Source organism: Parvularcula sp. LCG005 (genome assembly GCF_032930845.1).
In the GTDB taxonomy this organism is placed as follows: Bacteria; Pseudomonadota; Alphaproteobacteria; order Caulobacterales; family Parvularculaceae; genus Parvularcula.
The window spans coordinates 2,933,186-2,960,098 of the sequence record NZ_CP136758.1 but is presented as its reverse complement, the minus strand read 5'-3'; the positions used below and the strand labels follow the sequence as shown (position 1 = coordinate 2,960,098).

28 protein-coding genes are annotated in these 26,913 nt (G+C 60.4%); 13 read left to right on the top strand and 15 right to left on the bottom strand.

Translation table 11 applies throughout. The features are described 5' to 3' along the window. Positions 1 to 7: 7 nt before the first annotated feature. The 3 genes from rfbB to rfbA are packed head-to-tail and all read left to right on the top strand — an operon-like array spanning position 8 to position 2,821. Positions 8 to 1,051, top strand: a complete 1,044-nt coding sequence (gene rfbB / locus RUI03_RS14060; protein ID WP_317288097.1) for a dTDP-glucose 4,6-dehydratase — start codon at positions 8 to 10, stop codon at positions 1,049 to 1,051. A gap of 1 nt (position 1,052) precedes the next feature. Continuing rightward, on the top strand, positions 1,053 to 1,949 hold the full coding sequence (rfbD, locus tag RUI03_RS14055) for a dTDP-4-dehydrorhamnose reductase (protein WP_317288096.1): 897 nt from the start codon (positions 1,053 to 1,055) through the stop codon (positions 1,947 to 1,949). Further along, a complete protein-coding gene (rfbA, locus tag RUI03_RS14050) occupies positions 1,946 to 2,821 on the top strand; it encodes a glucose-1-phosphate thymidylyltransferase RfbA (protein ID WP_317288095.1) in 876 nt (291 codons plus the stop codon). The genes rfbD and rfbA overlap by 4 nt, the downstream gene beginning before the upstream one ends. On the opposite strand, the gene RUI03_RS14045 is transcribed toward rfbA, so the two are convergent. The 6 genes from RUI03_RS14045 to trpA form a co-directional block, all read right to left on the bottom strand. After that, entirely contained in the window at positions 2,818 to 3,732 is a 915-nt protein-coding gene (locus tag RUI03_RS14045) for an SDR family NAD(P)-dependent oxidoreductase (protein ID WP_317288094.1), read from the bottom strand. The two genes, rfbA and RUI03_RS14045, sit on opposite strands and share 4 nt — an antisense overlap. Before the next feature lie 337 nt (positions 3,733 to 4,069). Then, positions 4,070 to 4,831: a HesA/MoeB/ThiF family protein gene (locus RUI03_RS14040; protein ID WP_317288093.1), complete on the bottom strand. Its 762-nt coding sequence runs from the start codon at positions 4,829 to 4,831 to the stop codon at positions 4,070 to 4,072. Beyond that, a complete protein-coding gene (gene dut / locus RUI03_RS14035; RefSeq protein WP_317288092.1) occupies positions 4,828 to 5,286 on the bottom strand; it encodes a dUTP diphosphatase in 459 nt (152 codons plus the stop codon). Before dut ends, RUI03_RS14040 begins: the two co-directional genes overlap by 4 nt. Continuing rightward, entirely contained in the window at positions 5,283 to 6,614 is a 1,332-nt protein-coding gene (locus RUI03_RS14030; RefSeq protein ID WP_317288091.1) for a folylpolyglutamate synthase/dihydrofolate synthase family protein, read from the bottom strand. Before RUI03_RS14030 ends, dut begins: the two co-directional genes overlap by 4 nt. Before the next feature lies 1 nt (position 6,615). After that, positions 6,616 to 7,578: an acetyl-CoA carboxylase, carboxyltransferase subunit beta gene (accD, locus tag RUI03_RS14025; protein ID WP_317288090.1), complete on the bottom strand. Its 963-nt coding sequence runs from the start codon at positions 7,576 to 7,578 to the stop codon at positions 6,616 to 6,618. Between the two features lie 16 nt (positions 7,579 to 7,594). Next, positions 7,595 to 8,410 (bottom strand): tryptophan synthase subunit alpha, encoded by an 816-nt coding sequence (gene trpA, locus RUI03_RS14020; RefSeq protein WP_317288089.1) that lies wholly within the window; start codon positions 8,408 to 8,410, stop codon positions 7,595 to 7,597. Between the two features lie 150 nt (positions 8,411 to 8,560). Here trpA and RUI03_RS14015 point away from each other — a divergent pair, with 150 nt between their 5' ends. From RUI03_RS14015 to RUI03_RS14005, 3 genes are read left to right on the top strand one after another with little or no spacing between them, the layout of a single operon-like run. After that, positions 8,561 to 9,490, top strand: a complete 930-nt coding sequence (locus tag RUI03_RS14015) for an ABC transporter ATP-binding protein (protein ID WP_317288088.1) — start codon at positions 8,561 to 8,563, stop codon at positions 9,488 to 9,490. After that, positions 9,487 to 10,254, top strand: coding sequence for an ABC transporter permease (locus tag RUI03_RS14010; RefSeq protein ID WP_317288087.1), 768 nt, complete (start codon positions 9,487 to 9,489; stop codon positions 10,252 to 10,254). The genes RUI03_RS14015 and RUI03_RS14010 overlap by 4 nt, the downstream gene beginning before the upstream one ends. Positions 10,255 to 10,302: 48 nt before the next feature. Then, positions 10,303 to 11,280 carry a Gfo/Idh/MocA family oxidoreductase gene (locus RUI03_RS14005; protein WP_317288086.1) on the top strand — a complete coding sequence of 326 codons (978 nt, stop codon included), beginning with the start codon at positions 10,303 to 10,305 and terminating at the stop codon, positions 11,278 to 11,280. Between the two features lie 31 nt (positions 11,281 to 11,311). Here the strand turns inward: RUI03_RS14005 and RUI03_RS14000 are convergent, their stop codons facing one another. After that, a complete protein-coding gene (locus RUI03_RS14000) occupies positions 11,312 to 12,559 on the bottom strand; it encodes a hypothetical protein (RefSeq protein ID WP_317288085.1) in 1,248 nt (415 codons plus the stop codon). A 30-nt stretch (positions 12,560 to 12,589) separates the two neighbouring features. Beyond that, positions 12,590 to 14,734 (bottom strand): alpha-glucuronidase family glycosyl hydrolase, encoded by a 2,145-nt coding sequence (locus RUI03_RS13995; protein WP_317288084.1) that lies wholly within the window; start codon positions 14,732 to 14,734, stop codon positions 12,590 to 12,592. Between the two features lie 350 nt (positions 14,735 to 15,084). Between RUI03_RS13995 and RUI03_RS13990 the strand changes: the two genes are divergently transcribed. Both RUI03_RS13990 and RUI03_RS13985 read left to right on the top strand, forming a co-directional pair. Then, on the top strand, positions 15,085 to 16,143 hold the full coding sequence (locus RUI03_RS13990) for a PhoH family protein (protein WP_317288083.1): 1,059 nt from the start codon (positions 15,085 to 15,087) through the stop codon (positions 16,141 to 16,143). Between the two features lie 62 nt (positions 16,144 to 16,205). Next, positions 16,206 to 16,994 carry a S1/P1 nuclease gene (locus RUI03_RS13985; RefSeq protein ID WP_317288082.1) on the top strand — a complete coding sequence of 263 codons (789 nt, stop codon included), beginning with the start codon at positions 16,206 to 16,208 and terminating at the stop codon, positions 16,992 to 16,994. Positions 16,995 to 17,050: 56 nt separating this feature from the next. Here the strand turns inward: RUI03_RS13985 and trpB are convergent, their stop codons facing one another. The 4 genes from trpB to RUI03_RS13965 form a co-directional block, all read right to left on the bottom strand. Beyond that, the gene (gene trpB, locus RUI03_RS13980; protein WP_317288081.1) at positions 17,051 to 18,295 is read right to left on the bottom strand and encodes a tryptophan synthase subunit beta; all 1,245 of its coding nucleotides are present in this window, start codon (positions 18,293 to 18,295) and stop codon (positions 17,051 to 17,053) included. Positions 18,296 to 18,317: 22 nt separating this feature from the next. After that, positions 18,318 to 18,980 (bottom strand): phosphoribosylanthranilate isomerase, encoded by a 663-nt coding sequence (locus RUI03_RS13975; RefSeq protein ID WP_317288080.1) that lies wholly within the window; start codon positions 18,978 to 18,980, stop codon positions 18,318 to 18,320. 4 nt (positions 18,981 to 18,984) lie between these two features. Then, positions 18,985 to 19,329, bottom strand: coding sequence for a lipopolysaccharide assembly protein LapA domain-containing protein (locus tag RUI03_RS13970; protein ID WP_317288079.1), 345 nt, complete (start codon positions 19,327 to 19,329; stop codon positions 18,985 to 18,987). Between the two features lie 90 nt (positions 19,330 to 19,419). Further along, complete coding sequence (locus tag RUI03_RS13965; protein WP_317288078.1) at positions 19,420 to 19,737, bottom strand: integration host factor subunit beta; 318 nt, start codon at positions 19,735 to 19,737, stop codon at positions 19,420 to 19,422. Between the two features lie 226 nt (positions 19,738 to 19,963). On the opposite strand from RUI03_RS13965, the gene RUI03_RS13960 reads away from it, so the two are divergent. From RUI03_RS13960 to coaBC, 3 genes are read left to right on the top strand one after another with little or no spacing between them, the layout of a single operon-like run. Further along, entirely contained in the window at positions 19,964 to 20,725 is a 762-nt protein-coding gene (locus RUI03_RS13960; RefSeq protein WP_410795960.1) for a class I SAM-dependent methyltransferase, read from the top strand. A 3-nt stretch (positions 20,726 to 20,728) separates the two neighbouring features. Beyond that, positions 20,729 to 22,246: a 2-polyprenylphenol 6-hydroxylase gene (gene ubiB / locus RUI03_RS13955; RefSeq protein WP_317288076.1), complete on the top strand. Its 1,518-nt coding sequence runs from the start codon at positions 20,729 to 20,731 to the stop codon at positions 22,244 to 22,246. A gap of 23 nt (positions 22,247 to 22,269) precedes the next feature. After that, entirely contained in the window at positions 22,270 to 23,511 is a 1,242-nt protein-coding gene (coaBC, locus tag RUI03_RS13950; protein ID WP_317288075.1) for a bifunctional phosphopantothenoylcysteine decarboxylase/phosphopantothenate--cysteine ligase CoaBC, read from the top strand. Here coaBC and RUI03_RS13945 read toward each other — a convergent pair whose 3' ends face one another. Further along, positions 23,512 to 24,459 carry a TraB/GumN family protein gene (locus RUI03_RS13945; RefSeq protein ID WP_317288074.1) on the bottom strand — a complete coding sequence of 316 codons (948 nt, stop codon included), beginning with the start codon at positions 24,457 to 24,459 and terminating at the stop codon, positions 23,512 to 23,514. It abuts the gene before it with no gap. 31 nt (positions 24,460 to 24,490) lie between these two features. Beyond that, the gene (locus RUI03_RS13940) at positions 24,491 to 25,471 is read right to left on the bottom strand and encodes an ABC transporter ATP-binding protein (protein ID WP_317288073.1); all 981 of its coding nucleotides are present in this window, start codon (positions 25,469 to 25,471) and stop codon (positions 24,491 to 24,493) included. Between the two features lie 142 nt (positions 25,472 to 25,613). Between RUI03_RS13940 and RUI03_RS13935 the strand changes: the two genes are divergently transcribed. Both RUI03_RS13935 and RUI03_RS13930 read left to right on the top strand, forming a co-directional pair. Continuing rightward, the gene (locus RUI03_RS13935) at positions 25,614 to 25,985 is read left to right on the top strand and encodes a bleomycin resistance protein (protein WP_317289657.1); all 372 of its coding nucleotides are present in this window, start codon (positions 25,614 to 25,616) and stop codon (positions 25,983 to 25,985) included. Between the two features lie 69 nt (positions 25,986 to 26,054). Continuing rightward, positions 26,055 to 26,423 (top strand): zinc-finger domain-containing protein, encoded by a 369-nt coding sequence (locus tag RUI03_RS13930; protein WP_317288072.1) that lies wholly within the window; start codon positions 26,055 to 26,057, stop codon positions 26,421 to 26,423. Here RUI03_RS13930 and RUI03_RS13925 read toward each other — a convergent pair. Next, complete coding sequence (locus tag RUI03_RS13925; protein ID WP_317288071.1) at positions 26,344 to 26,883, bottom strand: hypothetical protein; 540 nt, start codon at positions 26,881 to 26,883, stop codon at positions 26,344 to 26,346. The two genes, RUI03_RS13930 and RUI03_RS13925, sit on opposite strands and share 80 nt — an antisense overlap. Positions 26,884 to 26,913 lie beyond the last annotated feature (30 nt).

Below are 26,913 nucleotides of genomic sequence, written 5' to 3'. Positions count from 1 at the left end.
CTGACGGATGCGTTACTTCATTACCGGTGGTGCCGGCTTCATCGGGTCGGCGGTCGTTCGCCAACTGATCGAGAAGACCGATCATGTTGTGCTGAATTTCGACAAGCTCACCTATGCGGGCAATCTGGCCTCACTCGCGCCCATCGCGGACAGCGACCGGTACAGTTTCGTGCGCGGCGACATCACCGATGCCGAAGAGGTGAAGGCCGCCATTGAGGCGTTCAAGCCTGACCGTCTTCTGCACTTCGCGGCGGAAAGCCATGTGGACCGGTCAATTGATGGACCTCGCGCCTTTATCGATACCAATATTGTCGGGACCTATGTGCTGCTGGAAGCCGCCCGCGCCTATTGGATGTCCCTGCCCGAAGGGAACGATTTCCGCTTCCAGCATATCTCCACCGACGAGGTCTTCGGCACGCTTGGGGCAGATGGTCTGTTCACGGAAACGACCGCGTACAAGCCCAACTCACCCTATTCGGCATCGAAAGCATCGTCCGATCACCTGGTCCGTGCCTGGGGGGAGACCTATGGCCTGCCAGTGGTGACAACGAACTGCTCGAACAATTACGGCGCTTACCAGTTTCCTGAGAAGCTCATCCCGTTGATGATCATCAACGCGTTGGAGGGCAAGCCACTGCCGGTCTACGGCAATGGCGCGAACATCCGCGACTGGCTGTTCGTGGACGATCATGCCGATGCGCTGATCCTGGTATCGGAGAAAGCCCGGACCGGCACGACTTACAATGTCGGCGGCAATTCGGAACGACGCAACATCGATGTGGTCAAGGCCATTTGCGCCGCCGTCGATGCGACCGGCAAGGGCGCGTTGGCAAAGGCCGAGGATCTGATCACCTATGTGAAGGACCGTCCCGGGCACGACGCGCGCTACGCAATCGACTGTTCGCTGATCGAGCGGGACCTGGGCTGGACCCCATCGCTTGATTTCGAACAGGGCCTTCAGCACACGGTCGAATGGTACCTTGCCAATCGTGACTGGTGGGAACCCATTCGCTCAGGCGCCTATCAGGGGCAGCGTCTGGGGACGCTCTGAGGTGCGAAACGCGAACGTCATCATTTTCGGTGCGGGGGGTCAGGTCGGCAAGGCACTGACCCGCGCGGCCAGCGATTATGGTTTTCACCCGATCGCTCTTGGCTCCGCCGATGCCGACATCACAGATCCTGCGCGTCTCGCTGAGCTGGCCAAGGAATTTCCCCTCGCCCCCGTGATCAACGCGGCCGCCTATACGGCAGTCGACAAGGCGGAGACCGAGGTCGATGCCGCCTTCGCGATCAACGCGGTGGCCCCTGCCACCATCGCCGCACTGTTCGCCGACCGGCCGATCATTCATTATTCTACCGACTACGTCTTTTCCGGTGAGGGCGAGACCCCGTTCTCGCCAGAGGATGAAACGGCCCCTCTTGGCGTCTACGGCCTGTCCAAACGGGTGGGTGAGCTTGCCATCCTGAAGGCACCCCAAGGCTTTGTCCTGCGGACGGCATGGGTTTACGGCACCGACGGCAACAATTTCCTGAAAACGATGATCCGTGTGGGGCGCCAGCGCGGGGCGCTGAATGTGGTGGACGACCAGCACGGCACGCCGACCCATGCCGATGATATTGCACAGGCCAGCTTCGCGCTCCTTGCTGCCCATCGCGCCGGCGCGACAGAGGCCATGCCCGGGCTCTATCATCTGACCGGCAATGGCCAGACCACCTGGCATGGTTTTGCGGCCGAAATCTTTGTGGCACTGGAAAAGCAGACGGGGGAGGCGATCGGACTGACCGCCATTCCGTCCACGGCCTATCCAACACCCGCCAAACGTCCGGCCTTTTCCGTGCTGGACTGTTCCAAAATCGACAACGTGCCCGGGGTTGAACGACCTCAGTGGGAGACACGCGTCGCCGCCACCGTCAAAGCGGTTCTCGACGCAGAAAAGGCATCATCATGAAGGGTATCATTCTCGCCGGCGGATCAGGCACACGCCTGCACCCTTTGACCCGAGCCATGTCCAAGCAGCTGTTGCCGATCTACGACAAGCCGATGATCTATTATCCGCTGTCGGTCCTGATGCTTGCCGGTATTCGCGAGATCCTGATTATCACCGCGCCTGAGGAACAGACACGGTTCCAGCAATTGCTGGGCGATGGCAGCCAGTGGGGCATCACGCTCTCCTACGTCATCCAGCCTTCGCCTGACGGTCTGGCGCAGGCATTTCTTCTGGGTGAAGAGTTCCTCGACGGCTCCCCCGCTGCCCTCGTGCTAGGCGACAACATCTTCTACGGCTCTGGCCTGCAGGAGAAGCTGGTGAAAGCCTCGCAGCTGACGAGCGGCGCGCGGGTCTTCGGGTACTATGTTCATGACCCGGAACGGTACGGCGTCGTTCAGTTCAATGACGACGGTATCGCCCAGTCCATCGAAGAAAAGCCCGCGAAACCCAAATCCCATTGGGCGGTGACCGGGCTCTACTTCTATGACGCAACGGTTGTGGAGAAGGCCAAACAGGTCAAACCGTCCCCGCGCGGAGAACTTGAGATTACTGATCTCAACATGATGTATCTGGAAGAAGGCACGCTTGACGTCGAACGCCTGGGCCGCGGCTATGCCTGGCTTGATACGGGGACGCATGAATCCATGCTGCAAGCATCGAACTATATTCAGACGGTTCAGGAGCGCCAGGGGCTGCTCGTCGCGTCGCTGGAAGAGATCGCCTACTACAAGAAATTCATCACGCGCGACCAGCTGCGTGCGCTCGCAGAGCCGATGAAGAAAAGCACCTATGGTCAGGCGCTGCTCGCGCTCTGTGAGGGCTTCTCCGCCTAGCGGTTCTTTGCAGCCATCGCCTTGGTGAGGAAGTGGGCGGACTGCTGTGCGCCCATCTGGTGCTCATTCATGTGTGAGCTGTCAGTGAGGTCACCGAGCTGTGCGGCGATATTTTCCGGCGTGCGCTGATCTTCCGGCAGGTAAATGCCGTCGGTATCCTGAATTTTTGTGACCGCATAGCCGCCCGCCCCGGCGGACAGGATCATCCGGCTTGGGGCGTCATCGCTCAAAAGGAAGAGCAGGGCTGGCGTCACCGCATCGGGGGTGAGCGCCTCGGCCGCAGCATCGGGAATACCAAGATCGGCCGTCATCCGTGTCAGCGCGGTGGGGGTGATGCAGTTGACGCGGATATCGTATTTCTGCCCTTCAAGGTGCAGCGTGTTCATCATGCCGACGAGGCCCATCTTGGCGGCAGCGTAATTGCTCTGGCCAAACTGTCCGTACAGCCCGGAAGATGAGGTGGTGAAGACCACACGACCAAAGCCGCGATCCCGCATCATCTCCCATGCCGCGCGCGTCACCAGAAAGCTGCCTTTTAGATGCACGTCGAGGACGGCATCGAAATCACCTGTCGACATTTTGTGCAGCGATCGGTCGCGCAGGATACCGGCATTGTTGACGATGATATCAAGGCGGCCAAAGGTCTGGCGTACACGCCCCATCAGGCTTTCTACCGCCGCCTCATCGGTCACATCGGTGTCATCGGCCATGCCCTGACCACCGGCGGCCTCGATCTCCGCAACGACTTTCTCTGCCGGTGAGGATGAAGCGCCCGTGCCGTCGCGGTCGGCACCACGATCATTGACGATGACTGTGGCACCGCGTGCCGCCAATGCCAGGGCATAATCCCGGCCCAACCCGCCACCGGCCCCTGTGATTAGGGCGATCCGGTCGTCGAAACGAATGGTCATGGCGGACGTTTACCTCGCAGAATAGCTAAGGCCATGATTGTAGAGACACTTGAGGCTTAAGGCCACTCCCCGGCGCCTGCCGGTCTATCCCCCAAAAAGGAAGGGCCGTGGTTTCCCACGGCCCCGCCAGACCCGCCATCGTACGGGCCAGAAAACTGGGCATCAGCCCGCAGAAGGTCAGAGGCTGCTCAGCCCCGCTGCTGCTTTGCTAATCCCGTTCCGATGGCTCAAGATCTGACTCGACATCGGATCACCTCCTTTCGCTTGCTAATGATGAACACATTGGGCCTCAAAATTGCGTTCGCTGCAAGTGGCTTATCGGTAACGGATATGTGGGTCAGGTCCGGCGGCCCGTGCCGCATACGGTGCAGGCCGGGTCCCGCGACAATCGGACACGCCGCATACGTCCTTCAAGGCCCTGATAGATCATCAGCTCCCGGCGCAAGGGGTTGTGCATATCACAGATCAGTTTGATGACTTCAATGGCGGCAAGGCTGCCGACCACGCCAGGGACAGCGCCCAGGACCCCTTCGGCTTCGCACGCTGCCTCATCATCGGGTGCCTCACTGACAAGACAGGCATAGCAGGGCTCGTCGGGCTGACCGGGACGGAACACGGCGACCTGCCCGTCGAACCGACCGATCGCGGCGGATACGAGGGTCTTGCGTTCGCGACGGCAGGCTTCATTGACCGTGTACCGCGATTCATAGCGGTCCAGTCCCTCAACGATAATGTCATAGGGGTGGATCAGGCTGACCGCATTGTCTTCTTTCATGAAGACGGTATGGGTCCTGATATCGATGAGCGGATTGATGGCCAGCAGGCGCTTGCGCGCCATCTCCGCTTTTAACTGTCCGACATCGGACGTTGTATAAAGCGTTTGGCGCTGCAGGTTGGACAACTCCACGACGTCGCCGTCGCAAATGCCGATCCTGCCGACACCTGCCGCGGCCAGATAGGAGAGGATCGGGCACCCAAGGCCCCCCGCGCCGACGACCAGCACCTTTGCGGCTGCCAGGGCCTTCTGGCCCTGTCCCCCGATCTCGCGGAGCAGGAGATGCCGCCGATAGCGGCGGCGTTCGTCGTGGGACAGACTCACCGTCCGGTCGAGCCAAAGCCGCCTTCGCCGCGCACAGTCTCATCGAGCGTCTGGACGACTTCAAAGGAGGCTTGGGTCACAGGGGCAACCACCATCTGGGCGATCCGCTCCCCGCGATTGATAACGAAAGGCTCCGAACCCAGATTGATCAGGATGGCGCGGACTTCCCCGCGATAGTCCCAGTCAATGGTGCCGGGGCTGTTCACCAGGGTCACGCCATGCTTCGCAGCGAGACCAGAGCGTGGCCGCACCTGCACCTCATAGCCCGCCGGGATCGCCATTTTCAGTCCTGTAGGGATCATCGCGCGCTCGCCGAAGGCCAGCGTTACCGGTGCATCGGCCGGAATGGCGGCGCGCAGATCGGCACCGGCTGCGCCCTCGGTCTGATAGGCGGGGAGGTCGAGGCCTTCACCGTGGGGCAGGACCTGGAATTGAAGGGTCGGGGCGGTGGTCATGAATTCTCCTGCAGGATTTCGCCAGCGAGATAGAGGGAGCCGCAGATCAGGATGCGGGGCATGCCCTCACCGGACCGGCCAAAGATGGTCAGTGCATCTTCGATGGCCTGTCCCACACTGTCTTTGGCTTCCGAGGGCAGGCCCGCCGCTTGGGCAATGGCCGCCAGGGATTCGGCGGAGCGGGCGCGCTCATTGTCGAAGCTGACCGTGTAGACGGTCGAGACCAGATCAACGAATGGTTCGAAAAAGCCGGGTGCGTCCTTGTTGGCCAACATGCCCGTGATGAGGATGACGGGTCGGGGGCTGCGTTCTTCCAGATCGGCGAGGGTCCGGGCGAGCGCCTTAGCCGCATGCGGATTGTGCCCGCCATCAAGCCATAGCTCTGCAGGCTCACCCGCATGCCGGTGGGCCTTGTCGACCAGTGGCCCCTTGGTCAGGCGCTGCATCCGCGCTGGCCAGAACGCGTTCTCAATCCCGGTCGACAGCTTCTCGTGGCCCGGGGCGAGACCTGCCGCGCGCAGGGCCGCAACGGCAGTAGCGGCGTTATCAATCTGATGCTGTCCGACAAGACGCGGCAGGCTGAGATCCAGAAGCCCATCCTCATCCTCATAGACAAGGCGGCCATTTTCCTGCCGGGCGGTCCAGTCCTCATTATAGACAAACGGCTTGGCGCCAATGGCGAGTGCACGGCTCTTGACAACATCGAGGGCCTCGGCCCTTTGGGCCCCAGTGACGAAAGCGGCACCTGGTTTGATGATACCAGCCTTCTCATAGGCAATCTCGCCTAGCGTATCGCCGAGCCAGGATTGGTGGTCGAGGCCAATCGGTGTGATGACGGACGCGCGGGGGCGATCAACAACATTGGTGGAATCAAGCCGTCCGCCCAGGCCCGTCTCGAGGATGACCGCATCGCCGGGAACTTCCGCAAAGGCGAGGAATGACGCGACCGTTACGGCTTCGAAATAGCTGAGTGGCAGGTCACCGGCTGCGGCTTCGCACCGGCCCAGGACATCGGCCAGCTCTTCATCGGTAATCTCGTTGTTCGCCAGAACAACCCGCTCGTTAAACCGAACCAGATGCGGGGAGGTGAAGACATGCACGCGCAAGCCCGCACTGGCGAGCATGGACCGGAGATAGGCGACGGTTGATCCCTTACCATTGGTCCCGGCCACATGAATGACCGGTGGCAGGCAATGATGGGGATTGCCGAGGCGCTCAAGCGCCTGCAGCGTTCGATCAAGACCGAGGACGATCTCGGCAGGACTGCGTTCCGCAAACCCGTCGAGAATGGACTGAATTTGAGCCTGAGCCGCGGTTTGCGGAATCATTTCACTCCGCTGCCTTTGGCAACTCTTCCGAGACAACCACCTCAGCTTCCAGAACGTCGTCGCTTTCCTCATCACTGTGATCGGGAAGAACGATGGTGCTGGCGGCGCTGCCCTCGAATTTCATCAGGACGCGCAGCAGATTGGACAGGGTCATGCGCATTTCGTGGCGATGCACGACCTGGTCGACCATCCCCTTGTCCAGGAGATATTCGGCCCGCTGGAAGCCGTCAGGCAGTTTCTCGCGAATGGTCTGCTCAATCACGCGAGGACCCGCAAAGCCGATCAGCGCACCGGGCTCCGCCAGATGCACATCACCCAGCATGGCGTAGGAGGCTGTGACGCCGCCCGTCGTCGGGTCGGTCAGGACGACGATATAGGGCAGGCCCTCATCCCGCAGCATCTGAACCGCGATCGTCGTGCGCGGCATCTGCATCAGGGAAAGGATCCCTTCCTGCATCCGTGCCCCGCCGGAAGCGGCGAAAACCACCAGCGGCGATCTGTCGGCAATGGCGATTTCCGCGGCGCGGACAATGCCCTCGCCCAGCGCCATGCCCATGGAGCCCCCCATAAAGGCGAAGTTCTGGACGGCAGCGACAACGCCCAGGCCATCAATCTGGCCCTTGCCGATGACCATGGCGTCTTTTTCGCCCGTCTTGCGGCGATACTCTTTCAGGCGATCAGCGTATTTCTTGGTGTCTTTGAATTTCAGCGGGTCGTCATGGACGTCCGGTGTGTCCTGCTTCACCCATGTGCCGTTGTCGAACAGGGCGTCGAGCCGTTCTTTTGGTCCGATGCGCATGTGGTGGTCGCAATGGGGGCAGACATGCTGTGCAGCCTCAAGATCCTTCTTGAAGATCATCTCGCCACAGGCGGGACAACGGGACCACAGCTGGTCGCCATCTCCTTCGCGTTGGCGGAAGATTTTCTTGATACCGGGCGGGGTAAAGTCTGAAAGCCAATTCATAGGCGTCACTATAGCCTTATTGTCTTGCTGTTTTGATAGCGCGCGAGAGGCGTTTCGCCAAACTCAAGGTTTCGTTAGTTGCAGCAGCCTCGCCCTGAGGCAAGGCCTGGGCGAGTGCATCAACCAGTGCGGATCCGACGACAACCGCGTCCGCTGACCGCGCAACCTCAGCTGCACGCTCTTCTGTTTTGACACCGAAACCAACGGCGACCGGCAGGTTGGATGCGGCCTGAAGCCGCTCGACCGCTGTACTGACCGCCACGTTTTCACCGGTCGCGCCGCCGGTCACACCGGCCACAGAAACATAGTAAACGAACCCTGAGGTGTTTTTCATCACGCTGGGCAGGCGTTCGTCGTCGGTCGTTGGTGTCGCTAGGCGCACAAAATCCAGCCCCTTGGCGCGGGCGGGCAGGCACAGCTCTGCATCCTCTTCAGGGGGCAGGTCCACAATGATCAGGCCGTCAATTCCAGCGGCCGCAGCATCGTCGAGAAAACGCTCTACGCCATAGGCGTAGAAGGGATTGTAATAGCCCATCAGGACCAGCGGCGTCTCGTCATCCTGCTCCCGAAACGACTTTGCCATGGCAAGGGTTTTCGCAAGGGTCTGACCGGCCTTCAGTGCACGCTGGCCTGCCAGCTGAATGGCGACGCCATCGGCCATGGGATCGGTGAACGGCACACCCATTTCGATAATATCTGCGCCTGCTTCCGGCAGGCGACGGATCAGGTCGAGGGAGGCGTCATAGGACGGGTCGCCGGCCATCACGAATGGAATGAAACCGGCGCGGCCTTCGGCCTTCAATTGATCGAAACGGGCTTTCAGTCTGGACATTGACGCGAATTGCCGTGGATGGCGAGGGAAGGCAAGGGGGGACATGGACACCGGCGGTTGTTCGGCGCAAGGGGCGACCCGATAGCAGCCGGGATCGACCTTCTGGCGATCAGCGCTGACACGTGAGGGAAAGGCGGGGACGAACCTTCCATGGACGTAATCATCGACATCAATGGCCTGACAAAGACGTATAAAGGCGGCGTTTCCGCCCTGCGCGGCGTGGATCTTCAGGTCCGGCGCGGCGAGATTTTGGCGTTGCTTGGCCCCAACGGCGCCGGGAAAACCACCCTGATCAGCATTGTCTGCGGCCTCGTGAATGCCACGGGCGGCACGGTGACCGTGGATGGCGCGGATATCGGCAAAGATTACCGCGCGGCTCGCGCCCGGATCGGCCTTGTCCCGCAAGAGATGGTGACGGACCCGTTCATATCCGTCCTGTCGACGGTGCAGTTCAGCCGCGGCCTCTTCGGCAGGCCAGCGGACAAGACGTTTATCGAAAAACTGCTGCGCGATCTGTCTCTTTGGGACAAGCGCAAGGCAAAGATGATGGAGCTGTCGGGCGGGATGAAGCGCCGGGTGCTGATCGCCAAGGCACTGGCCCATGAGCCTGATATCCTGTTCCTTGATGAGCCCTCGGCCGGTGTCGACGTCGAATTGCGCCGGGATATGTGGGAAATGGTTCGCGGTCTGCGTGAGCGCGGCGTGACCATCGTCCTGACGACCCATTATATCGAAGAGGCCGAAGAAATGGCCGACCGCGTCGGCGTCATTTCGAAAGGCGAAATCGTCGTGATCGACGATACCCGGACCCTGATGAAAAAGCTGGGTCGGCGGACATTGATCCTGACCCTGAACGAACCGCTGGCGACAATCCCGCCTGAGCTGGCGCAATGGGATCTGCGGTTGCAGGCGGAGGGGCTCGAGCTTGTTTATGAATTTGACAGCAATGCGGATTCGACGGGAATCCCCTCCCTTCTGCGGGCGATGAGCGATCTTGGCATCGGGTTCAAGGATCTGAACACCAGCCAGAGTTCGCTCGAAGATATTTTTGTAGGTCTGGTGAAGGAGACCGGCGAATGATCAGGAATTTAAGAGGCGTCATGGCCATTTACGGCTTTGAGATGGCGCGGTTCAGACGCACCCTGCTGACCAGCCTGGTCATGCCGGTGATCACCACATCACTCTATTTCATCGTCTTCGGATCTGCCATTGGAAGCCGGATGACCGAGATTGGCGACGTCCCTTATGGCGCCTTCATCGTACCCGGATTGATGATGCTGTCCATGCTGACGGAAAGTATTTCAAACGCATCGTTCGGCATCTACATGCCCAAATGGACGGGCACGATCTATGAACTTCTGTCAGCGCCGGTGTCTTCATTCGAGGCGGTGGTAGGCTATGTCGGTGCCGCGGCGACCAAGTCGGTCCTCGTCGGATTTATCATCTTGGCCACGGCACATTTGTTTGTGGACGTACAGATCGCCCACCCGGTGGCCATGGTCTTTACGGTTCTGCTGATCGCTGTCACCTTCTGCCTGTTCGGTTTCATCGTCGGCGTCTGGGCGAAGAGTTTCGAACAGCTGCAGATGGTGCCGATGATGGTCGTCTACCCCCTGACTTTTCTGGGTGGTGCGTTCTATTCCATCGACATGCTGCCGCCGTTCTGGCGCAGCCTGACCCTTTTCAATCCCGTCGTGTACCTCATCAGCGGATTCCGGTGGACCTTCTTTGGCGAGAGTGACGTGCCGTTGGCGATCAGTCTGGCCGCTGTGGGACTGTTTCTGGCGATCTGTCTGACGGTCGTCTGGCTTATTTTCCGGACTGGCTACCGTCTGAAGACCTGACAGACCGGCTGCGCCCCCTATATCGCTATAAACTGCAGGAGACCTATCATGACCAGAACCGTTCGCTGGGGTGTGCTGAGCGCCTCGAATTTCGCCCAAAAGGACTGGATTCCGGCCCTGCAGCAGTCGAGCCACGGACATCTTGTAGCCCTGGCCACCAGTTCACCTGAAAAGGCGGCGCGCGCTACGGCGATGGAACCAAGCCTGAAGATCGTGCCGGACTATGATGCGCTTTTGCAGCGGGACGATGTCGACGCGATCTACATTCCGCTGCCCAACCACATGCATGTTGAATGGGCGAAAAAGGCCCTTGAAGCCGGCAAGCATGTGTTGGCCGAAAAGCCGCTCGCCATGCACGCCAGTGAGATCGACGACCTGATCGCGCTTCGGGACAAAACTGGCCTGCATATGGCCGAAGCGTTCATGGTCACGCACCATCCCCAGTGGACGCGGGTGCGCGAGATCATAAAGGGAGGCGGCATCGGCCGTCTACGCCACATTGATGCGGCCTTTTCCTTCACCAATCGCGATATGGGCAACATCCGCAACCGCTCCGATGCGGGCGGTGGGGCCTTGCGCGATATTGGCGTCTATCCAACCTGCACATCGCGCTTTGTGATGCAGCAGGAGCCAGAGGTCCTCAGTGCACGCGTTGAGTGGGAGGCCGGTGTCGACGTAGTGGTTCGTGCCCAGCTGCAATTCCCTGATGATGTGGGTTTTGACTTCTATATATCGACGCGGATGCACCGCCGGCAGGAAATGGCGTTCCACGGAGAAGACGGGCTGATCCGGATCGGGTCACCGTTCAATGCCGGCCTTTATCGCGCGCATACAATTGAATGGCAGCGTGACGGCCATGGTGACATTGTTGAGCATTTCGAAGGCACGCAGCAATATGTGAACCAGCTGAATGCCTTCCACGATACAGTGCTGAACGGCGCGGACTATGCCTGCCCGCTCGAATTCTCACTCGGCAATCAGCAAGTCATCGACGCCCTGTTTGAGAAGGCCGGTACGCCGGACTGATTAGTGTACGTCGCGTTGATGGCGTCCGGCCTTAATAGGCTCGGCCGCTATCGGCGTTGAAATGGGCGTCGAGAAATTCGATGAACCGGTCCCAGTCGCTGCGGCTCGTGCCGTGGCGACCTTCCCTGATGAAATAGGCAATCTGACCATGGGGATTATAGGCCTCGGGACTGGCCTGATTCAGGCCTTCCGTGCCCAGAAGTTCGTAGACGGGATCCGCGCCTTGCGCTGACAGCCATGCCCCCTTCGGGCCGGCCCATGTATCACCATAAGCCGCACCGATCAGGACGGGACGCGGCGCAATCAGCGCCAACATCTGGTGCTGGTCGATGGGCAGATCGGCCTCATGGTCAGCATAGTCCCGGAACCGCGGCGCCAGCCAATGGGGAAACCCGCCGGTGATATTTTCAACGGACTCACCCTCATAGGATCGTGACAGGGTGACGCCGCCAGTGCCGGACTGGTGGATCCACACAAGATCGATCCGCCGATCGTAGGCGGCGGCCACAATCGCCGCCTTGCCGTTGCGGGAATGGCCCATCAGCGCAATGCGATCCTGATCGACGCGTTCATCCATTTCCAGAACGTCGACAATGCGCGACGCGCCCCAGCCCCAGGCCGCCAGCGCCCCGAGGCGTTCCTTCGGGTCGTCAACGGGTGACAGTTCTTCAAGGAGGGAGATCGCGGCCGGTCCGTCGTCGGGCACGATGTCGCCCGGCGCAAAGGCCAGCATGCCATAGCCATGAGCCAGCAGCTCTTCGACCGGCATATCGATCATCATCGGATCCGGATCGTCCGCTGGCGGTGTCATCCCGGCAAAACGTTCACAGAATTCGGGCATGCCGCCCGCAGGCGCTGCCGCCTCGGTCAGGCCAGGCAGGGCGAGCGGCGCGCCGCACATGGCATATTGCATGATGACCGGATGCGGGCCGTCCCCTTTGGGCAGGATCAGCGTGGCATGAACAGGCCGTCCTGCAGGACCCAGGTCAAAGCGGATGTTCTCTGCGCTGCCAGCGCCCTTGATGCCCGCGACGGAAATCGGTGTGCGTTCAAGAGCCGTCACGCCCGTCTCGGCGGGAAGGCGCCCATAGACGATTTGCTGAAACATCTCGAGCAGCAGCGGGCGGCGGCGGAGCGACCAGTCGGCCATGTCATCAACCGGCCAGTCATCGCCCAAGGCCTGCAGCACGCCGGGGGCCGCGGCGGCGTCCAGGTTCATGTCCGTCGGCTCATCCTGGGCCAAAAAGGCCGCTGCCAGTAGCGCAGCAATGGTCAGCATCTAAGGGCTCTCCTGATGGCCCCGCTGCGCCTAATTGCCGGGCGCAAAGGGGTGCGAAATCGCCTTGTAATACTCAACGTCCTTCTCCGGCGGTGCAAGACCGTCGGGAAGCGGCAGGCCGGAAATGGACTGGAAGTAGGCTATGGAAGAATCGCGCCACCACTGCGCTTCCTTCTCCTGAATACCGAGGAAAGCGGCGATCTGCGCATACCGCCCATCGTCGATCAGGCCTTCAAGACCGGCCCATGTGGCCCGCATGTCGGCGACCTGTTCGACGCCCAGGGTGTAGTGCCGTGTCAGCTCTTCCCACAGGGTCGCGCCGGACTTCATCTCATGGTCCCACGGGACATGGTGGAACCACAGAAGAAGGTTTTCCGGCACCGTGTCGATATCGCCGTAAAGATCGTGCAGCGGTTCGGCATATTGCGAGATGGCATCGGAGCCTGTCTCCGTCCGGTCAAAGCCGATGCCGTTCTCGTCGGCCTTGTGATAGTAGCAGGGGTTCCATTCCGGGCGGCCAAGATCACAGACCCACGGGCCCGGCCCGTAGTGGTGACCGGTCGCCATCAGATGGGCGAGCCCCAGCGGCGTCATGTAGTTCACCGCTGCTTCGCGGGACCCCATCATCATATCAACGACCGGCGTGACGAAAGCGGGGTCGTTCGAGAAGGTCATGCGGACCCAGTCATCGGCAATCGCCTCGCTGTCCGCGTGGAGATCCCATGCCATTCGTCCGAAGGCGTACCAATTTGCCTGATCAAAATGCGATCCCGACCAGTTGCGGTCAGAGCCGACATTGCCGACGCCCGCGACGCCGGTCAGGGACTGACCCTGCAGGCTACCGTCGACAACGCTAGCGACGGTTGAGCCCTCACCCTCGGCATAGGTGTCCGCTTCCAGCACTTCTTCATATAGCGGGGCCAGATAGACAAGGTGTGTGGCAAAGCCCAGATATTCCTTCGTGACCTGGAATTCCATCATCAGCGGTGTCTCAGGCATCGCCCCGAACATGGGGTGGAACGGCTCCCGCGGCTGGAAATCAATGGCGCCGTTCTTGACCTGAACCAGGACATTGTCCCGGAACTGACCATCAAGGGGAACAAACTGGGTGTAGGCCTGCTTGGCCCGGTCCTCGTCATCGTGCTCTGAATAGACAAAGGCACGCCACATGACGATGCCGCCGTGAGGAGCCAGCGCATCTGCCAGCATATTGGCGCCATCCACGTGATTGCGGCCATAATCCTGTGGTCCCGGCTGACCCTCCGAATTGGCTTTGACCAGAAATCCGCCAAAATCAGGGATGTACTGATAGATTTCGTCGGCCTTTTCCGCCCACCATTGTTGGACCGCCGGGTCGGCCGGGTCAGCGGTTTCAAGACCACCAATTTCCATCGGCGCAGAGAAGCGCGCGGTCTGATAGACCTTGATGCCGTAGGGACGGAAGACATCGGCCAGTGCCGCGGTCTTCTCCAGATACATCGGCGTCAGGACCATGGCATCGGAATTGACGTTGATCAGCGACACACCATTGATTCCGATGGACGCCTGCGCCCGAGCGTAATCTTCATAACGCGGATCAATGTAGTCAGGCAGCTTGTGCCAGTCCCAGATCGACTGCCCCGAATAGCCGCGCTCGACATACCGGTCGAGATTGTCCCAGTGGTTCATGATCCGAACATCAACGGACGGCGATTCAGACACATTGAGCTCTGTGATATCGGCTCGCGTCTGCATGAGGCGGAGGAGGTGAAAGGTCCCGTAAAGGACCCCGACATCAGATTTGGATGCAATGACGATACCGCTCGTCTTGCCAATCGTCACTGTGCGGATGACGTAACCGTCCTCGGCAAGGTCGGTCAGGTCGATACCAGTATCGGCGGGCACATTGTCACTGCCGGATACCAGCCAGATATTGCCGCGCCCCTTGGCGTCCTCGTCGATGGAAGGTGTGCGATCGAGCATGCCGGTGGCGCCGCGTTCCAGCTCCGAGATGGCGAGGCTCAGGGTTTCACTGGGCTCACCAGGCAGGATGATCCGCTGCATCGCGTCGCGGTATGGTTTGGCAATAGCCCGTTCCATCGGCGGATACCGGAGCCACAGCTCATAGCCATCTTCGGCCTGAGCGGGGGCGGCCAAACCGAAGACGGACAAGGCGATAATGATCAGACGCAGCATACGACATCCCTAAAAAGCCGGGCCGTCTGTGCAGCCCCTGACAGAATGAGAGTGTAGCGGTCTGGCCCCGGAAGGCCAGCATTGTTTGCGCTAACAGCCCTCCAGCTCGAACGCCGCAGGTACGGATATCATGAAAACCCAATCATCTTTTAAATAACCAGGTCACGGGAAAGCGACTGTTCGCAGGTGCGAAATGATGAGTTGATCGGTTTTACACTGATAAGTGTTCATCAAGATACGTGAAAAATCGAAGTAAATTCGATATTAATCAATAAGAAAAGATTTTTATTCAAATTTACTGATTATTAGATCGATCAGCTTTAGCGTGTCAGCAGTATAGGAGTTCTGACATGCCTCTGCTCGAAAAATCCATCATTAAGGAAGCGCCGCAACTGCCCATTGGGCAGCAATATAGTGAGTTCGTCCGCATGCCTGCGGATCGTGCGCTTCAGATTTCACAGCGATCGGATTTCCTGGCTCGTCTCAGCGCGGCTGTGGCGCCTTTCACGCTGTCTGTCCGGTCAACGGCACTCGGTCTGGGAATGACCGGCGATGCTCCGGCGGTGACGGTCGCCCGGCGTGTTTTCGATCAGGCGGCAACGCTCGACCATATGGCAGCTGTCGACACGATATTCTCACAGGCAAATCTTGATGCAGTGGTATCCGGGGCGATGAAACGCGATCTGGCGTTTCGGCTGGAAGGGCTGATCCGCCCGGTTCGACCCCTGTCATTTGCCCAGATGGCGCTGATGAAGGATCTTCTGAATATGAGCGTCCCGCTCATCTTCGGCGTCGGTCCGACCGGCACAGGCAAGACCCACCTTGCGATCGCTGCGGGCCTGACGCTCCTCGCGCGCAATGACGTGGCCCATCTTGTACTGACCCGTCCCCATGAACGTTCGGACGGAGACATGGGGACATCGTCCAGTGAGACCGACCGGGGCTTCAATGATCAGATAGCTGTCTTCTACGATATTCTTTACGAGCTGACCGGCCATGCGGATATCCAGTCGCTGATCAACCACCGCCGGCTGGAAATCATTCCTCTGTCACAGATGCGGGGTCGCACCTTCAATGACAGCCTCGTTCTGATTGACGAGGCACAGAATCTGTCTGCTCGTCGGATGCGCATGGCGGTGACCCGGACGGGCCGCCGCTCTCGGATGGTGGTGACCGGGGATCCAAGCCATGTTGAACTGAAAAACGGGGAGCCGAGCGGTCTGGCGCATCTTCTCGACATGCTGAAGGACACGGACATTGCGCGGATCCATGCCTTCCAGCCGCGACAGGTCATTCGCAACCGGACAGTGGCCCGCATCGAATCCCTTTATGCTGGCACACCCTTTGAGGGCTTTGTCGATGCTGACCTTCATGATGAAGAGATGACGGCTGAGACGACCCGTCACTGACAGGGGTGCACCGTCCTCAATCATGGGCTAGGCAGCCTCCATCTTGCTGGAGGGCCCACCCGATGTTGCGACTGTTCCTGACCGTTTTGACCTGTCTTGGTCTTCTCTTTCCATCCATGGCTCAGGCCTACGACAAGATCGGCCACCGGGTGGCCGCTGCAATGGCGATGCGTCTTCTCGATGACAACGCGAAAGCGGCCATTGAAGATATTCTCGGGCCGGTGACCCTGGCCGAGCTATCGAATTATCCTGATGAGCAGCGTTCGAACCCTGACGAGTTCTGGCGACGGACAGCGAACCCATGGCACTATGTGACCGTGCCGGAGGGTCAGACCTATGCCGAGGCTGGTGCACCGGAAGAGGGCGACGCGTACACGGCGCTGCAGAAATACACAGCCGTCCTCAAGGACAGTAAAGCGTCGAAGGAAGACAAATATCTGGCGCTGGCCTTTGTGGTGCACATCATCGCCGACCTGCATCAACCGCTGCATGTGGGCGATGGGTCCGACCGCGGCGGCAATGACATCATGGTCACCTGGTTTGGTGAGGTGACACAGCTGCACTGGGTCTGGGACGTGGAGCTGATCGAGTATGAGCGTCTGTCCTATACTGAGTGGACCGACTGGGCCTTTGCCAAGCTGACACCTCAGCAGATTGAGGAATGGTCAGTAACCGACCCCCTCGTCTGGATCGCCGAGAGCAATGAGATCCGCCCCAGCGTCTACCCAGAACCCCGCGACCGTAATCTGCGGTGGGATTATATCTATGAGCAGCGGGAAACGGTGCACACGCGCCTTTCGCAGGCGGGTGTACGGACGGCTGCCTATCTGAATGACGTGTTTGGCGACTAGGCTGGCGCAGCCTGGCCGCTGACCCATCGATAATCGGCATGAGGCGCCGTTGAGCCTCAGCCGATGTCGAAGTTCAGCGCCTCTGCCACCGTGAAGATATCCTTGTCGCCGCGGCCGCAGAGATTGACCAGCAGGATCTGATCTTCATCCATTTCTGCGGCGCGATCCACCGCCCGGGCGAGGGCGTGGGCAGGCTCAAGCGCCGGGATAATACCTTCCAGTTTACTCAACAGGGCAAACATATCCAGCGCCTCTTTGTCTGTAGCCGACACATATTTGACCCGGCCAATATCGTGGAGCCAGGCGTGCTCTGGTCCGATGCCCGGATAATCGAGGCCCGCCGATATCGAATGGGCGTCCGTGATCTGACCATCTTCATTTTGCAGGAGGTATGTCCGGTTCCCGTGCAGGACGCCGGGGCGACCACCGGTCAGGCTGGCGGCATGTTTGTCCGTATCAAGACCATGGCCTGAGGCTTCGACGCCGATGATCTCCACGTCCTTGTCATCAAGGAACGGGTGGAACAGGCCGATCGCATTCGATCCCCCGCCAATGCAGGCCATGATGGTGTCAGGCAGGCGGCCTTCGGCCTCCATCATCTGCTCTTTGGCTTCCTTGCCGATCACGGACTGAAAGTCGCGCACGAGCTCAGGGTAGGGGTGGGGGCCTGCGGCGGTGCCGATGATATAGAACGTGTCCGCGACATTGGTGACCCAGTCGCGCAAGGCCTCGTTCATGGCATCCTTCAGCGTTCCGGTGCCGGAGGTGACGGGACGGACTTCGGCGCCCAGCAGTTTCATGCGAAAGACATTCGGCTTCTGCCGCTCGACATCGGTCGCGCCCATATACACCGTACACGGCAGGCCAAACAGGGCACAGACGGTGGCGGTCGCCACGCCGTGCTGGCCGGCACCCGTCTCGGCAATGATGCGGGTCTTGCCCATGCGCTTGGCCAGCAGGATCTGGCCCAGGCAGTTATTGATCTTGTGCGCGCCGGTGTGGTTCAGCTCATCGCGCTTGAAATAGATCTTCGCGCCTTTTCCGTTACCGGCTTTCTCGCGCACATGCTCGGTGAGCCGCGTGGCCAGATAGAGTGGTGAGGGGCGACCGACATAATGTTTGAGAAGGTGCGTGAACTCTTCCTCAAACGCTGGATCTTCCTTCGCTTCCCGATAGGCCTTCTCAAGCGAGAGGACGAGCGGCATCAGCGTTTCAGCGACAAATCGGCCGCCAAAAATACCAAATCGGCCGTTCTCGTCCGGGCCGGTGCGATAGCTGTTGGGCAGGGTTGTGCTGGACATGGTCACTCTCGGGCAAAAAATATCAGAGGGGCGCCATAGCAGCGCGAGCCGCGGCGACAAAGTCGGCAATCAGGCCTGCGTCTTTTTCGCCGCGTGCCTTCTCGACTCCAGAGGCGACATCGACGCCAGCGAAGCCGGGAATGTGCCGGACCGAGGCCACGGCGCTGGCCACATTGTCGGGGGTCAGTCCCCCGGCGAGTAACCACGGGGTCGGCTGGCGATAGCCGGTCAGGGCGCGCCAGTCGAAGGGGGTGCCGTGACCGCCGCGCACATCAGTGTCGCTGGGCGGCGCGGCGTCGAAAATGTAGAAATCCGGTGCGATGGTCTGCGGGCCGGGTAGGTCCGATGCTGCCGCGATGCCCCGTGCTGCGATGACACCGCCAGGGACCGCGGCCTTTGCCGCGCCGATCGCCGCCTCACTCTCCTGACCGTGCAGCTGCACCATGGACAGGGGGACGGCGCGAACGGTGTCAACGATGGTCTCAAGCGGTGTGTCCGCGAACAGACCTACCGTCCGGGCGCGGTCACCAATCTGCTTAACCAGTGCCGATGCTGTGGCCGGATGGATATAGCGGACACTCTGGGGCACGAAATTGAAGCCTATCCAGGTCGCGCCAGCGTTGAGCGCCGCGTCGACGGTCGATGGCGTGCGAAGGCCGCAAATCTTGATGACGAAATGGCTCATTTCGCTATCGCTTCAGCGCTGGCAGACCGGACCGGGTCTCCCCCGTCTCGTCGCCTCGCCGCACTGCCTTCAATTCGTCTTCCAGCTGCCGAATCCGACGCTGGCGTTCCCGCGCGCGGCGGCGAAGCGATCCGTCGCTCAGCCACATGCCGACGGCGCCAAGGCCGAAACCGATAAACAAGGTTCCTGCAGCCATGGCCCACATGGGGTAGGGACCGATGGCGACGGCCGGGCTGTCGGTGGACAGCGGATCCATACTGATCATGACCGGTTGCTGGTTGGCGACGAAAAACACCACCAGCAGGACAAACACCAGGGCGAGCAGGATGTAGACGATGATCTTGCGCATGATCACCGGTTAACGGGTTTTCGATGTCGCGGCTAGCGTTATGGCGCGATCAGGGGGCGTGAAATATCCCGCCAGGTGGGATTTGGACGTTTATTCCGCCGCCATGGCTTCCGGCGGATAGGCCTGGGGCTCAGCATTGAGCCGCTCACGCATTTCCTTGCCCGCCTTGAAAAACGGACTCCACTTTTCCTCGATCTCGACGGCCTCACCAGTGCGTGGATTGCGGCCGGTCCGGGCTTCGCGGTGCTTGAGCGAGAATGCGCCAAATCCGCGCAGTTCAACGCGATCGCCCTCTTCGAGCGCCTCGACTACGGAATCGAAGATCGTGTTGACGATCTTTTCAACGTCTTTGACGAATAGATGCGGATTTTCCGCTGCCAGTATCTGAACCAGTTCAGACTTGATCATGCCCCGTTTCCCTCAAACGTTCCGGTTTCATACGTGGTTAATGCCATGATCGCCACCCTGAAAAGTCAAAGTGGCGTTCACGCCTGTCCCTGCCGGCCTCTACTCCAGACAACAGACGGGCGACGACCCCACATGGCGGCCAACGGTCCCATCCATTGCCCCCAACCCCTTGGTAGTCCACATAGCCTCTGAATGAAACGGCTTTACGCATAAAGGGCAGATGACGATGCAGACCGTCAGCTTTGGGGACCGCGACGTCCCGGCAGAAGAGAAGGAAGGCCTCGTCCGCGCGGTGTTTGATTCCGTGGCTCCTGCCTACGACATCATGAACGATCTGATGTCAGCCGGTCTGCATCGGGTATGGAAGTCGGTACTGCTGGACCGCCTGGCACCGCAGCCGGGCCAGACCCTGCTCGACGTAGCGGGCGGCACGGGTGATATCGCGCTGGGGTTCCTCGAGCGCGCGGCCAGCAGACCGGCTCGTGGACGGCCCGAGGCAAAAGCCATCGTCTGTGACATCAATCATGCGATGATGCTCGCGGGACAGGACCGGGAAGCGGCGAGACCGTTTGGCGCAAACTTTGCGCAGGTCTGCGGCAATGCCGAAGCGGTGCCGCTGCCCGATGCGTCTGTCGACCGCTATACGATCGGTTTTGGCATCCGCAATGTGACCAACAGGGATCGCGCCCTCAAGGAGGCCTATCGCGTCCTGAAACCCGGTGGGCGGTTTTTCTGCCTCGAGTTTTCGCGCCCCGTAACCGAAGGTTATCACCGGATCTATCGGGCCTATTCCGACCACATCATTCCCGCGATGGGGCAGGCAGTGGCCGGCGACCGTGAAAGCTATCGCTATCTTGTCGAAAGCATCAAACGCTTTCCGCCTCAGGAGCAGTTCGCTGCCGAGGTGCGCGATGCAGGCTTCGCCCGCGTGTCCGTTGAAAATCTGTCTGGCGGCATCGTCGCCCTGCATTCGGGCTGGAGGATCTAAGGCATGTTCCGCACCTTGATCGATTTTGGCCGATTGGTGCGCGCCGCCCTGATCCTGGCGCGGTACGACGCGCTGATTCCGAAAGAGTTTGCGCCCATGGTACCCGTCCCCGTGCGGATCCTGGGCCGCGTGTCGCGTATTGGTGCACGCGGGAAGGGAATGCGGCCCGGTCAACGGCTGGCCCAGGCGCTGGCCGGACAGGGGCCGGCCTATGTCAAATTCGGCCAGCTGCTTGCGACCCGGCCCGATATTGTCGGTTTTCAGATGGCGGAAGACCTAGGCGCCCTGCAGGACCGCATGCCGCCCTTTCCCAATGACGTGGCCAAGGCGCAGATCGAACGCGCCCTCAATCTGTCGACGGAAGAAGCTTTCGCGTCGTTCTCTGAACCGATTGCTGCGGCATCGGTGGCGCAGGTTCACAAGGCGCAGTTGAAGGACGGGCGCTGGGTCGCGGTCAAGATCCTGCGGCCGGGGATCGAGGACAAGGCGCGCAAGGAGTTCCGGGCTTTCATGCTGGGCGCCAGGATCGCCGAATGGCTGATCCGTCCGGCCCGCCGGATGGAGCCCGTCAAATTCATCAAGACGCTTTCGGACGCTGCGGCTGTGGAACTCGACCTCAGGATCGAGGCGGGATCCGCGTCTGAGATTGCCGAGAACCTCTCGGAGATGGAGGGCGTCCGTGTGCCGGACGTCGTCTGGGACATGACGTCTCGCCGTGTGCTGACCATCGAATGGATTGACGGGGTGGCCATTTCAGATCGTGAAGGACTGGTGGCGCGCGGCGTCGACCAGCCGGCGCTGGCGAAACTTGTCCTGCGTACCTTCCTGCAACAGGCCCTGCATGATGGCTTCTTCCACGCCGATATGCACCAGGGAAACATGTTCGTGGACGGACAGGGCCAGCTTGTGCTGATCGACTTTGGCATTATGGGCCGTCTGGATGAACAGGCGCGGCGCGTCTTTGCTGAAATTATCTACGGCTTTATCCGTCGGGACTATCACGCCGCGGCCAAGGCGCATTTTGATGCGGGGTATGTGGCTGATCACTATTCAGTCGAAGCCTTCGCCACCGCACTGCGTTCAGTCGGTGAACCGATTTTCGGTCGGGATGCTGATCGTCTCGATATGTCCCGCGTGCTGCAGCAATTGTTCGACGTCACGGATGTCTTTGACATGCATTTGCGACCGGAGCTTGTCCTGCTGCAACGGACCATGGTGGTTGTTGAAGGCGTGGCGAGGATCATCGACCCGCAGATCAACCTGTGGGACACGGCCGAGCCCACGGTCCGTGATTATATTTCGGAACGTGTTGGCCCGCGCGCGCTCCTTAAACAGGCCAAGGCCAACGGCACTGCCGCTCTGTCTTTGTTCGAGGCTTTCCCGCAGTTTGCCGCGGCGGCCGAAGAGGCGGCGCAGCAGGTCATGGATGGTGGTCTTGAACTCTCAGATGAGAGCATTGATAGACTGGCGGCGGCGATCAAGGGTAAGCGGCCGAAATCGAAAAAAGGCAAGGCGGCCTGAGCGCCGACTGTGCGGAGGAAGAAATGGCCGGTTCATCTGTCCTGTTGATCATCGGGGGTGGCATCGCCGCCTACAAATCGCTCTACCTGATCCGTGCGCTGAAAAAAGAAGGCATCGGGGTCACGGGTGTCCTGACCCGCGGTGGTGCAGAGTTCATTACTCCCTTGTCGGTGGCCAGCCTGTCTGGACAGAAATGCTACACAGATCTGTTCGACCTCACCGACGAGGCTGAAATGGGGCACATTGAGCTTAGCCGCCAGGCCGATCTGGTGGTTGTTGCGCCGGCCACCGCAAACCTTCTGGGGCAGGCGGCCGGGGGACTTGCCGATGACCTTGCCTCGACGCTTCTTCTGGCAACGGACAAAAAGGTGCTGTTCGCACCGGCCATGAATGTGCGCATGTGGCAACACCCCAGCGTGCAGCGAAATGTTGGCCAGCTTCGCGCCGACGGCGCGCTTTTTGTGGGCCCCGATGACGGGGATATGGCTTGCGGTGAGTTTGGCCCCGGCCGGATGAGTGAGCCTGACGATATCGTGGCCGCCATCAAGTCCAGTTTGAGCGGGCAGCCCATTCCCACCATACCGAAACTGTCCGCAGACAGCGGTGGCGGCGCCCTTACGGGTCGGCATATTCTGGTCACCGCTGGTCCCACGCAGGAGGCGCTCGATCCGGTACGCTATCTGGGCAATCGGTCGTCAGGCAAACAGGGTTACGCGCTGGCCCGCGCCTGCGCCGATCTCGGCGCGACGGTCACGCTCGTGTCCGGCCCGACCCATCTGCCGGATCCTGAAGGGATCAAGACGATCCGGGTGGATACAGCGCGACAGATGCTGGCCGCCTGTCAGGATGCTCTGCCTGCGGATGTTGCAATCATGTGCGCAGCGGTGGCCGATTACAGACCCGCGATCGAAACCGATCACAAGATCAAGAAGGAGCGTGGCGGGCTGACCACCATCGCCCTGACGGAAAATCCCGATATTTTGCGGACGCTGTCCCAGATGAAAGAGGGGCGACCGCCCCTGATGATCGGTTTTGCGGCGGAAACGGACGATGTCATTGGACATGCTGAAGCCAAGCGTTTCCGCAAGGGATGCGACTGGATTGTCGCCAATGACGTTTCTCCCGGGACCGGTGTCATGGGCGGTGACCGCAATCGCGTCGTGATCATCAGCGATGATGGCGAAGATATCTGGGACGAAATGCAGAAAGGCGAGGTCGCTGAACGCCTCGCCCTTCGTATTGCAGATCATCTGGCCGCAGGCTGATCAGTCGGCGGTGACCCGTGTCACCGTATAGCCGCGCTCGGACAGGTAATCCTGCACTGAGTTCGGGCCACCAAGATGCCCCGCGCCGACAGCCACAAAGAACGTGCCCGGTTCCGTCCGAATAACCTGGTCAAGCTGCTGCGCCCAGTCCTCGTTACGATTGTAGAGCAGGATTTCCGCCATGGCGGGGACCTCTTCGAATGCCTCGCTGATGATGTTAGCCAGCTTTTCCGGCTCGCCGTCATACCAGGCGCCGATCATCCGGGCGAATGACGCCTCAAGATCAGTCAGCTCATCAACGCCGGCCAACAGCAGATCGGCCTGCTCCTCATCCGTCCCTGCCGAGATGAATTCGACCTGCTGCAGCAGGGACTCAAAATAGCGCATCGTCTTGCCATCATCCGCAGCGCGCTTGCCAAGGATCATTTCAAGGCCCGCTTCCGCCTGACCGCCAATATTCATCAGGGCGACCTGGGTGATGTTCACGCTGGCATACCATGGACGCATATTGTTGAACGCTGCGAGATTGAGACCAAGCGGGGTCAGGGCGTCGTTGATCGTCTTCTTTTCAGACGCGTCGTAATAATCGGCGAGGGTCTTGCCGCTGGCATCAAAGCCGCGCTCAAGAAACAGGGCGCCAACCTCGGCGAGGGCGTCGGGGGAGGTGATGTCGACCTCGAAGAAAACCGTATCGGCCTCATTCCACGCCTGCTGGATAGCCGGTGTTTCCCAGCTGATGTCCGGGTGCAGAATATGCACGGTCCCCAGCATATAGACAGTTGTATCGTCGTCGCCGGTCTTGAACAGGGCGACATTGGACGGACCCGCTGTCGCCTCGGCAAGAGTGCGGGGGCCGTCCTGGGCGGTCTCGCGGACCTTGGCTTCTGGCGCGCCACAGGCGACAAGCGCGACGGCAACAGCGCTGAGAATGGGGGTAGCGGCCTTCATAATCGATCTCCGGCAATGTCTGGGACGACCGTCAGGCGCGGTCTGTCCCATAGGTAAGCTCAAGGAACACATCTTCCAAGTCCGCCTCGACCGTAGACAGGTCCTTCACGCGGATCCCGGCCTGATGAAGGGCGCCCAGAAGGTCGGCTATCCGGGTGATGCTGGGGCGATAGTCGATATAGATTGCGCCCTTGCGGATCTCCGCCCGTGCATCATCACCCAGCGGCGGCAGCGTGGTGACCTCTTCTTCAGGGATCACCATAAGCGTCTTGCGATCAAGGCTCGCGATCAGCTCATCCTTGGGCTTCACGGTCTGGACCGCGCCCTTGTGGATGATGCCGATCGTGTCACACAGCTCCTGAGCCTCTTCCAGATAATGGGTCGTCAGGATGACGGTCACACCGCGATCGTGCAGGGTCATGACATGATCCCACAGCTGCTTGCGCAGTTCGATGTCGACGCCTGCGGTGGGCTCATCGAGGATCAGGACGGGCGGATCATGCACCATCGCCTTGGCGACCAGGAGGCGTCGCTTCATGCCGCCGGACAGCATGCGGACATAGGCGTCGGCCTTATCCTCCAGCCCGAGGCTGCGAAGAATTTCCATGGTCCGGCGCTCTTTTTTCGGCACGCCATAAAGACCAGCCTGAATTTCCAGGCCCTCCTTCGGCGTGAAGAACACGTCCGCCGAAATTTCCTGGGGCACCACACCGATCGACGCCCGCGACTGGCGTGGGTTCTCGTCAATATCAAAGCCCCAGATCGACACGCTGCCGGCTGATTTGACGACCAGACCGGCGAGAATGTTGATGAAGGTCGACTTGCCGGCGCCGTTTGGTCCCAGAAGGCCAAAGACCGATCCGCGGGGGATCGTCAGGTCAATGCCCTTGAGGGCTTCCTTCGGCGGCGATTTCTTGGTGCCGGCATAGGTCTTCTTCACCCCACGCGCGACAATTGCGGCATCGACGTGGTGGGTGGTCGCAGCAGTGATGGGGCGGGTGTCATCGGGCATGGGCGCTATGTCGGCCTGTGGTCGGACCGGGTCAAGCGCCGTGGCGCTCACAGGGGGATCAGATCCTCTCTGCCTCGTCTCCATGGCTTTTCGCGTAACGCGACGATGGGCATAAGGGGTGCCCGTCATGACAGGAGGCCATGTGGCTGATCGCATTACTGCCAATCTTCCCAGCGCCGATTTTGATCGCACCGAGGCTTTTTTCGCCAAACTGGGGTTCGTTCGCGGCTATCGCGATGACGGTTGGATGATCCTCGCCAAGGGCACGGCGCTGGAGGTCGAATTCTTCCCCATGCCGGTCGACCCTCGATCCAGCTGGTTCAGCGCCTGTCTCCGGCTCGACGACCTTGACGGTTTTCACGCCATCTGCAGGGCCGCCGAGATCCCGACGGCGGAAGACCAGTTCCCCCGCCTGTCAGAGATTACGGTGGAGGGCGGCGTCGTGCGGCTGTTCTATCTGCTGGACCCGGATGGCAGCCTCATTCGCTGTATCGATGAGGCTTACCAGCCCTAGGGCGCTTGCAGGCGCGCAGTGATTTTGCCAAACCGCGGGTCAATTGCCCGTTCAGTGAAAGAGACCCTCATGGCCGCACATCATCCGGTCCGCCCGCTCGAAGAAATTCTTGCCGAAGTCGTTTATGAGCAGGACGCCATGGAAGTGCTGTTCACCGAACAGCGGCGTGTGGCCTGTCAGGGACCGGGCGGGGCACTCGGCCATCCGCGGGTCTTCTACACGATCGGTGACAAGGGGTACGCGGAATGCGGTTATTGCGACCGGGTCTTTGTCTATGACCCCAGTCGCTCGGGCACCGTTCTTGAAGGTGGCTACGAGGACCAGCGCAATCGCGAGCCCTCCCTGCCGAATGATGGCCTTACCGCGAGCGCAACACCTCTTCCCGGAGAGACCCTGGCGCTCGACGGTGATACTGGCTCATCGTCAGATAAGCGATAGCGATCCAGAAGATCAGCAGGCCGAAGAAGTAATAGAAGCCTGCATAATCCTGCACCATATAGGCCAGCTGTTCGGGGCTGGCCTTGCGCACAAGCGACGTGCTGTCGGCCGTCAGGTACAGGTCCAGCGCCACCTCATTGGGTTGCGGCGTCCATCCCCATAGCAGGCTGTAGTAGGAAAACGCCGACATCAGGATGAGGACGATTGGCGTGCCCACCAGAAATATAGCGACGGTCACGAGAGCGTAGAGCGGAAAACGCGGCTGGTTCACGCGCGTATAGATGCGGGCGAAGGCGTCGTCATCCAGATCACTGACCAGAGCCGGATCCGCCTTGCGCAGATGCGCCAGCTCGGCCTGGGCGCCAACGGCCAGGTCTTCGGACACCTTGCGAAACCAGTACCAGTAGATCCCGGCACAGGCGCCAAGGAACAGGATGCAGAACAGGATATAACCAATCATGGAAGGTGTCTTAGCGATGCCGGAAGGCTG

Excerpts from the sequence above, each read along its gene's own strand:
- RUI03_RS14000 (WP_317288085.1), bottom strand. The coding sequence starts at position 12,559 with ATGCTGACCATTGCTGCGCTACTGGCAGCGGCCTTTTTGGCCCAGGAT.
- dut (WP_317288092.1), bottom strand. The coding sequence starts at position 5,286 with ATGACCACCGCCCCGACCCTTCAATTCCAGGTCCTGCCCCACGGTGAA.
- rfbA (WP_317288095.1), top strand. The coding sequence starts at position 1,946 with ATGAAGGGTATCATTCTCGCCGGCGGATCAGGCACACGCCTGCACCCT.
- RUI03_RS13970 (WP_317288079.1), bottom strand. The coding sequence starts at position 19,329 with ATGCGCAAGATCATCGTCTACATCCTGCTCGCCCTGGTGTTTGTCCTG.
- RUI03_RS14015 (WP_317288088.1), top strand. The coding sequence starts at position 8,561 with ATGGACGTAATCATCGACATCAATGGCCTGACAAAGACGTATAAAGGC.
- RUI03_RS13945 (WP_317288074.1), bottom strand. The coding sequence starts at position 24,459 with ATGAAGGCCGCTACCCCCATTCTCAGCGCTGTTGCCGTCGCGCTTGTC.
- RUI03_RS13960 (WP_410795960.1), top strand. The coding sequence starts at position 19,964 with ATGCAGACCGTCAGCTTTGGGGACCGCGACGTCCCGGCAGAAGAGAAG.
- RUI03_RS13995 (WP_317288084.1), bottom strand. The coding sequence starts at position 14,734 with ATGCTGCGTCTGATCATTATCGCCTTGTCCGTCTTCGGTTTGGCCGCC.
- rfbB (WP_317288097.1), top strand. The coding sequence starts at position 8 with ATGCGTTACTTCATTACCGGTGGTGCCGGCTTCATCGGGTCGGCGGTC.
- trpA (WP_317288089.1), bottom strand. The coding sequence starts at position 8,410 with ATGTCCAGACTGAAAGCCCGTTTCGATCAATTGAAGGCCGAAGGCCGC.
- coaBC (WP_317288075.1), top strand. The coding sequence starts at position 22,270 with ATGGCCGGTTCATCTGTCCTGTTGATCATCGGGGGTGGCATCGCCGCC.
- RUI03_RS14010 (WP_317288087.1), top strand. The coding sequence starts at position 9,487 with ATGATCAGGAATTTAAGAGGCGTCATGGCCATTTACGGCTTTGAGATG.
- RUI03_RS13930 (WP_317288072.1), top strand. The coding sequence starts at position 26,055 with ATGGCCGCACATCATCCGGTCCGCCCGCTCGAAGAAATTCTTGCCGAA.
- RUI03_RS13975 (WP_317288080.1), bottom strand. The coding sequence starts at position 18,980 with ATGAGCCATTTCGTCATCAAGATTTGCGGCCTTCGCACGCCATCGACC.
- RUI03_RS13965 (WP_317288078.1), bottom strand. The coding sequence starts at position 19,737 with ATGATCAAGTCTGAACTGGTTCAGATACTGGCAGCGGAAAATCCGCAT.
- RUI03_RS14030 (WP_317288091.1), bottom strand. The coding sequence starts at position 6,614 with ATGATTCCGCAAACCGCGGCTCAGGCTCAAATTCAGTCCATTCTCGAC.
- RUI03_RS13925 (WP_317288071.1), bottom strand. The coding sequence starts at position 26,883 with ATGATTGGTTATATCCTGTTCTGCATCCTGTTCCTTGGCGCCTGTGCC.
- RUI03_RS13990 (WP_317288083.1), top strand. The coding sequence starts at position 15,085 with ATGCCTCTGCTCGAAAAATCCATCATTAAGGAAGCGCCGCAACTGCCC.
- RUI03_RS14045 (WP_317288094.1), bottom strand. The coding sequence starts at position 3,732 with ATGACCATTCGTTTCGACGACCGGATCGCCCTAATCACAGGGGCCGGT.
- RUI03_RS14005 (WP_317288086.1), top strand. The coding sequence starts at position 10,303 with ATGACCAGAACCGTTCGCTGGGGTGTGCTGAGCGCCTCGAATTTCGCC.
- trpB (WP_317288081.1), bottom strand. The coding sequence starts at position 18,295 with ATGTCCAGCACAACCCTGCCCAACAGCTATCGCACCGGCCCGGACGAG.
- ubiB (WP_317288076.1), top strand. The coding sequence starts at position 20,729 with ATGTTCCGCACCTTGATCGATTTTGGCCGATTGGTGCGCGCCGCCCTG.
- RUI03_RS13985 (WP_317288082.1), top strand. The coding sequence starts at position 16,206 with ATGTTGCGACTGTTCCTGACCGTTTTGACCTGTCTTGGTCTTCTCTTT.
- RUI03_RS13940 (WP_317288073.1), bottom strand. The coding sequence starts at position 25,471 with ATGCCCGATGACACCCGCCCCATCACTGCTGCGACCACCCACCACGTC.
- accD (WP_317288090.1), bottom strand. The coding sequence starts at position 7,578 with ATGAATTGGCTTTCAGACTTTACCCCGCCCGGTATCAAGAAAATCTTC.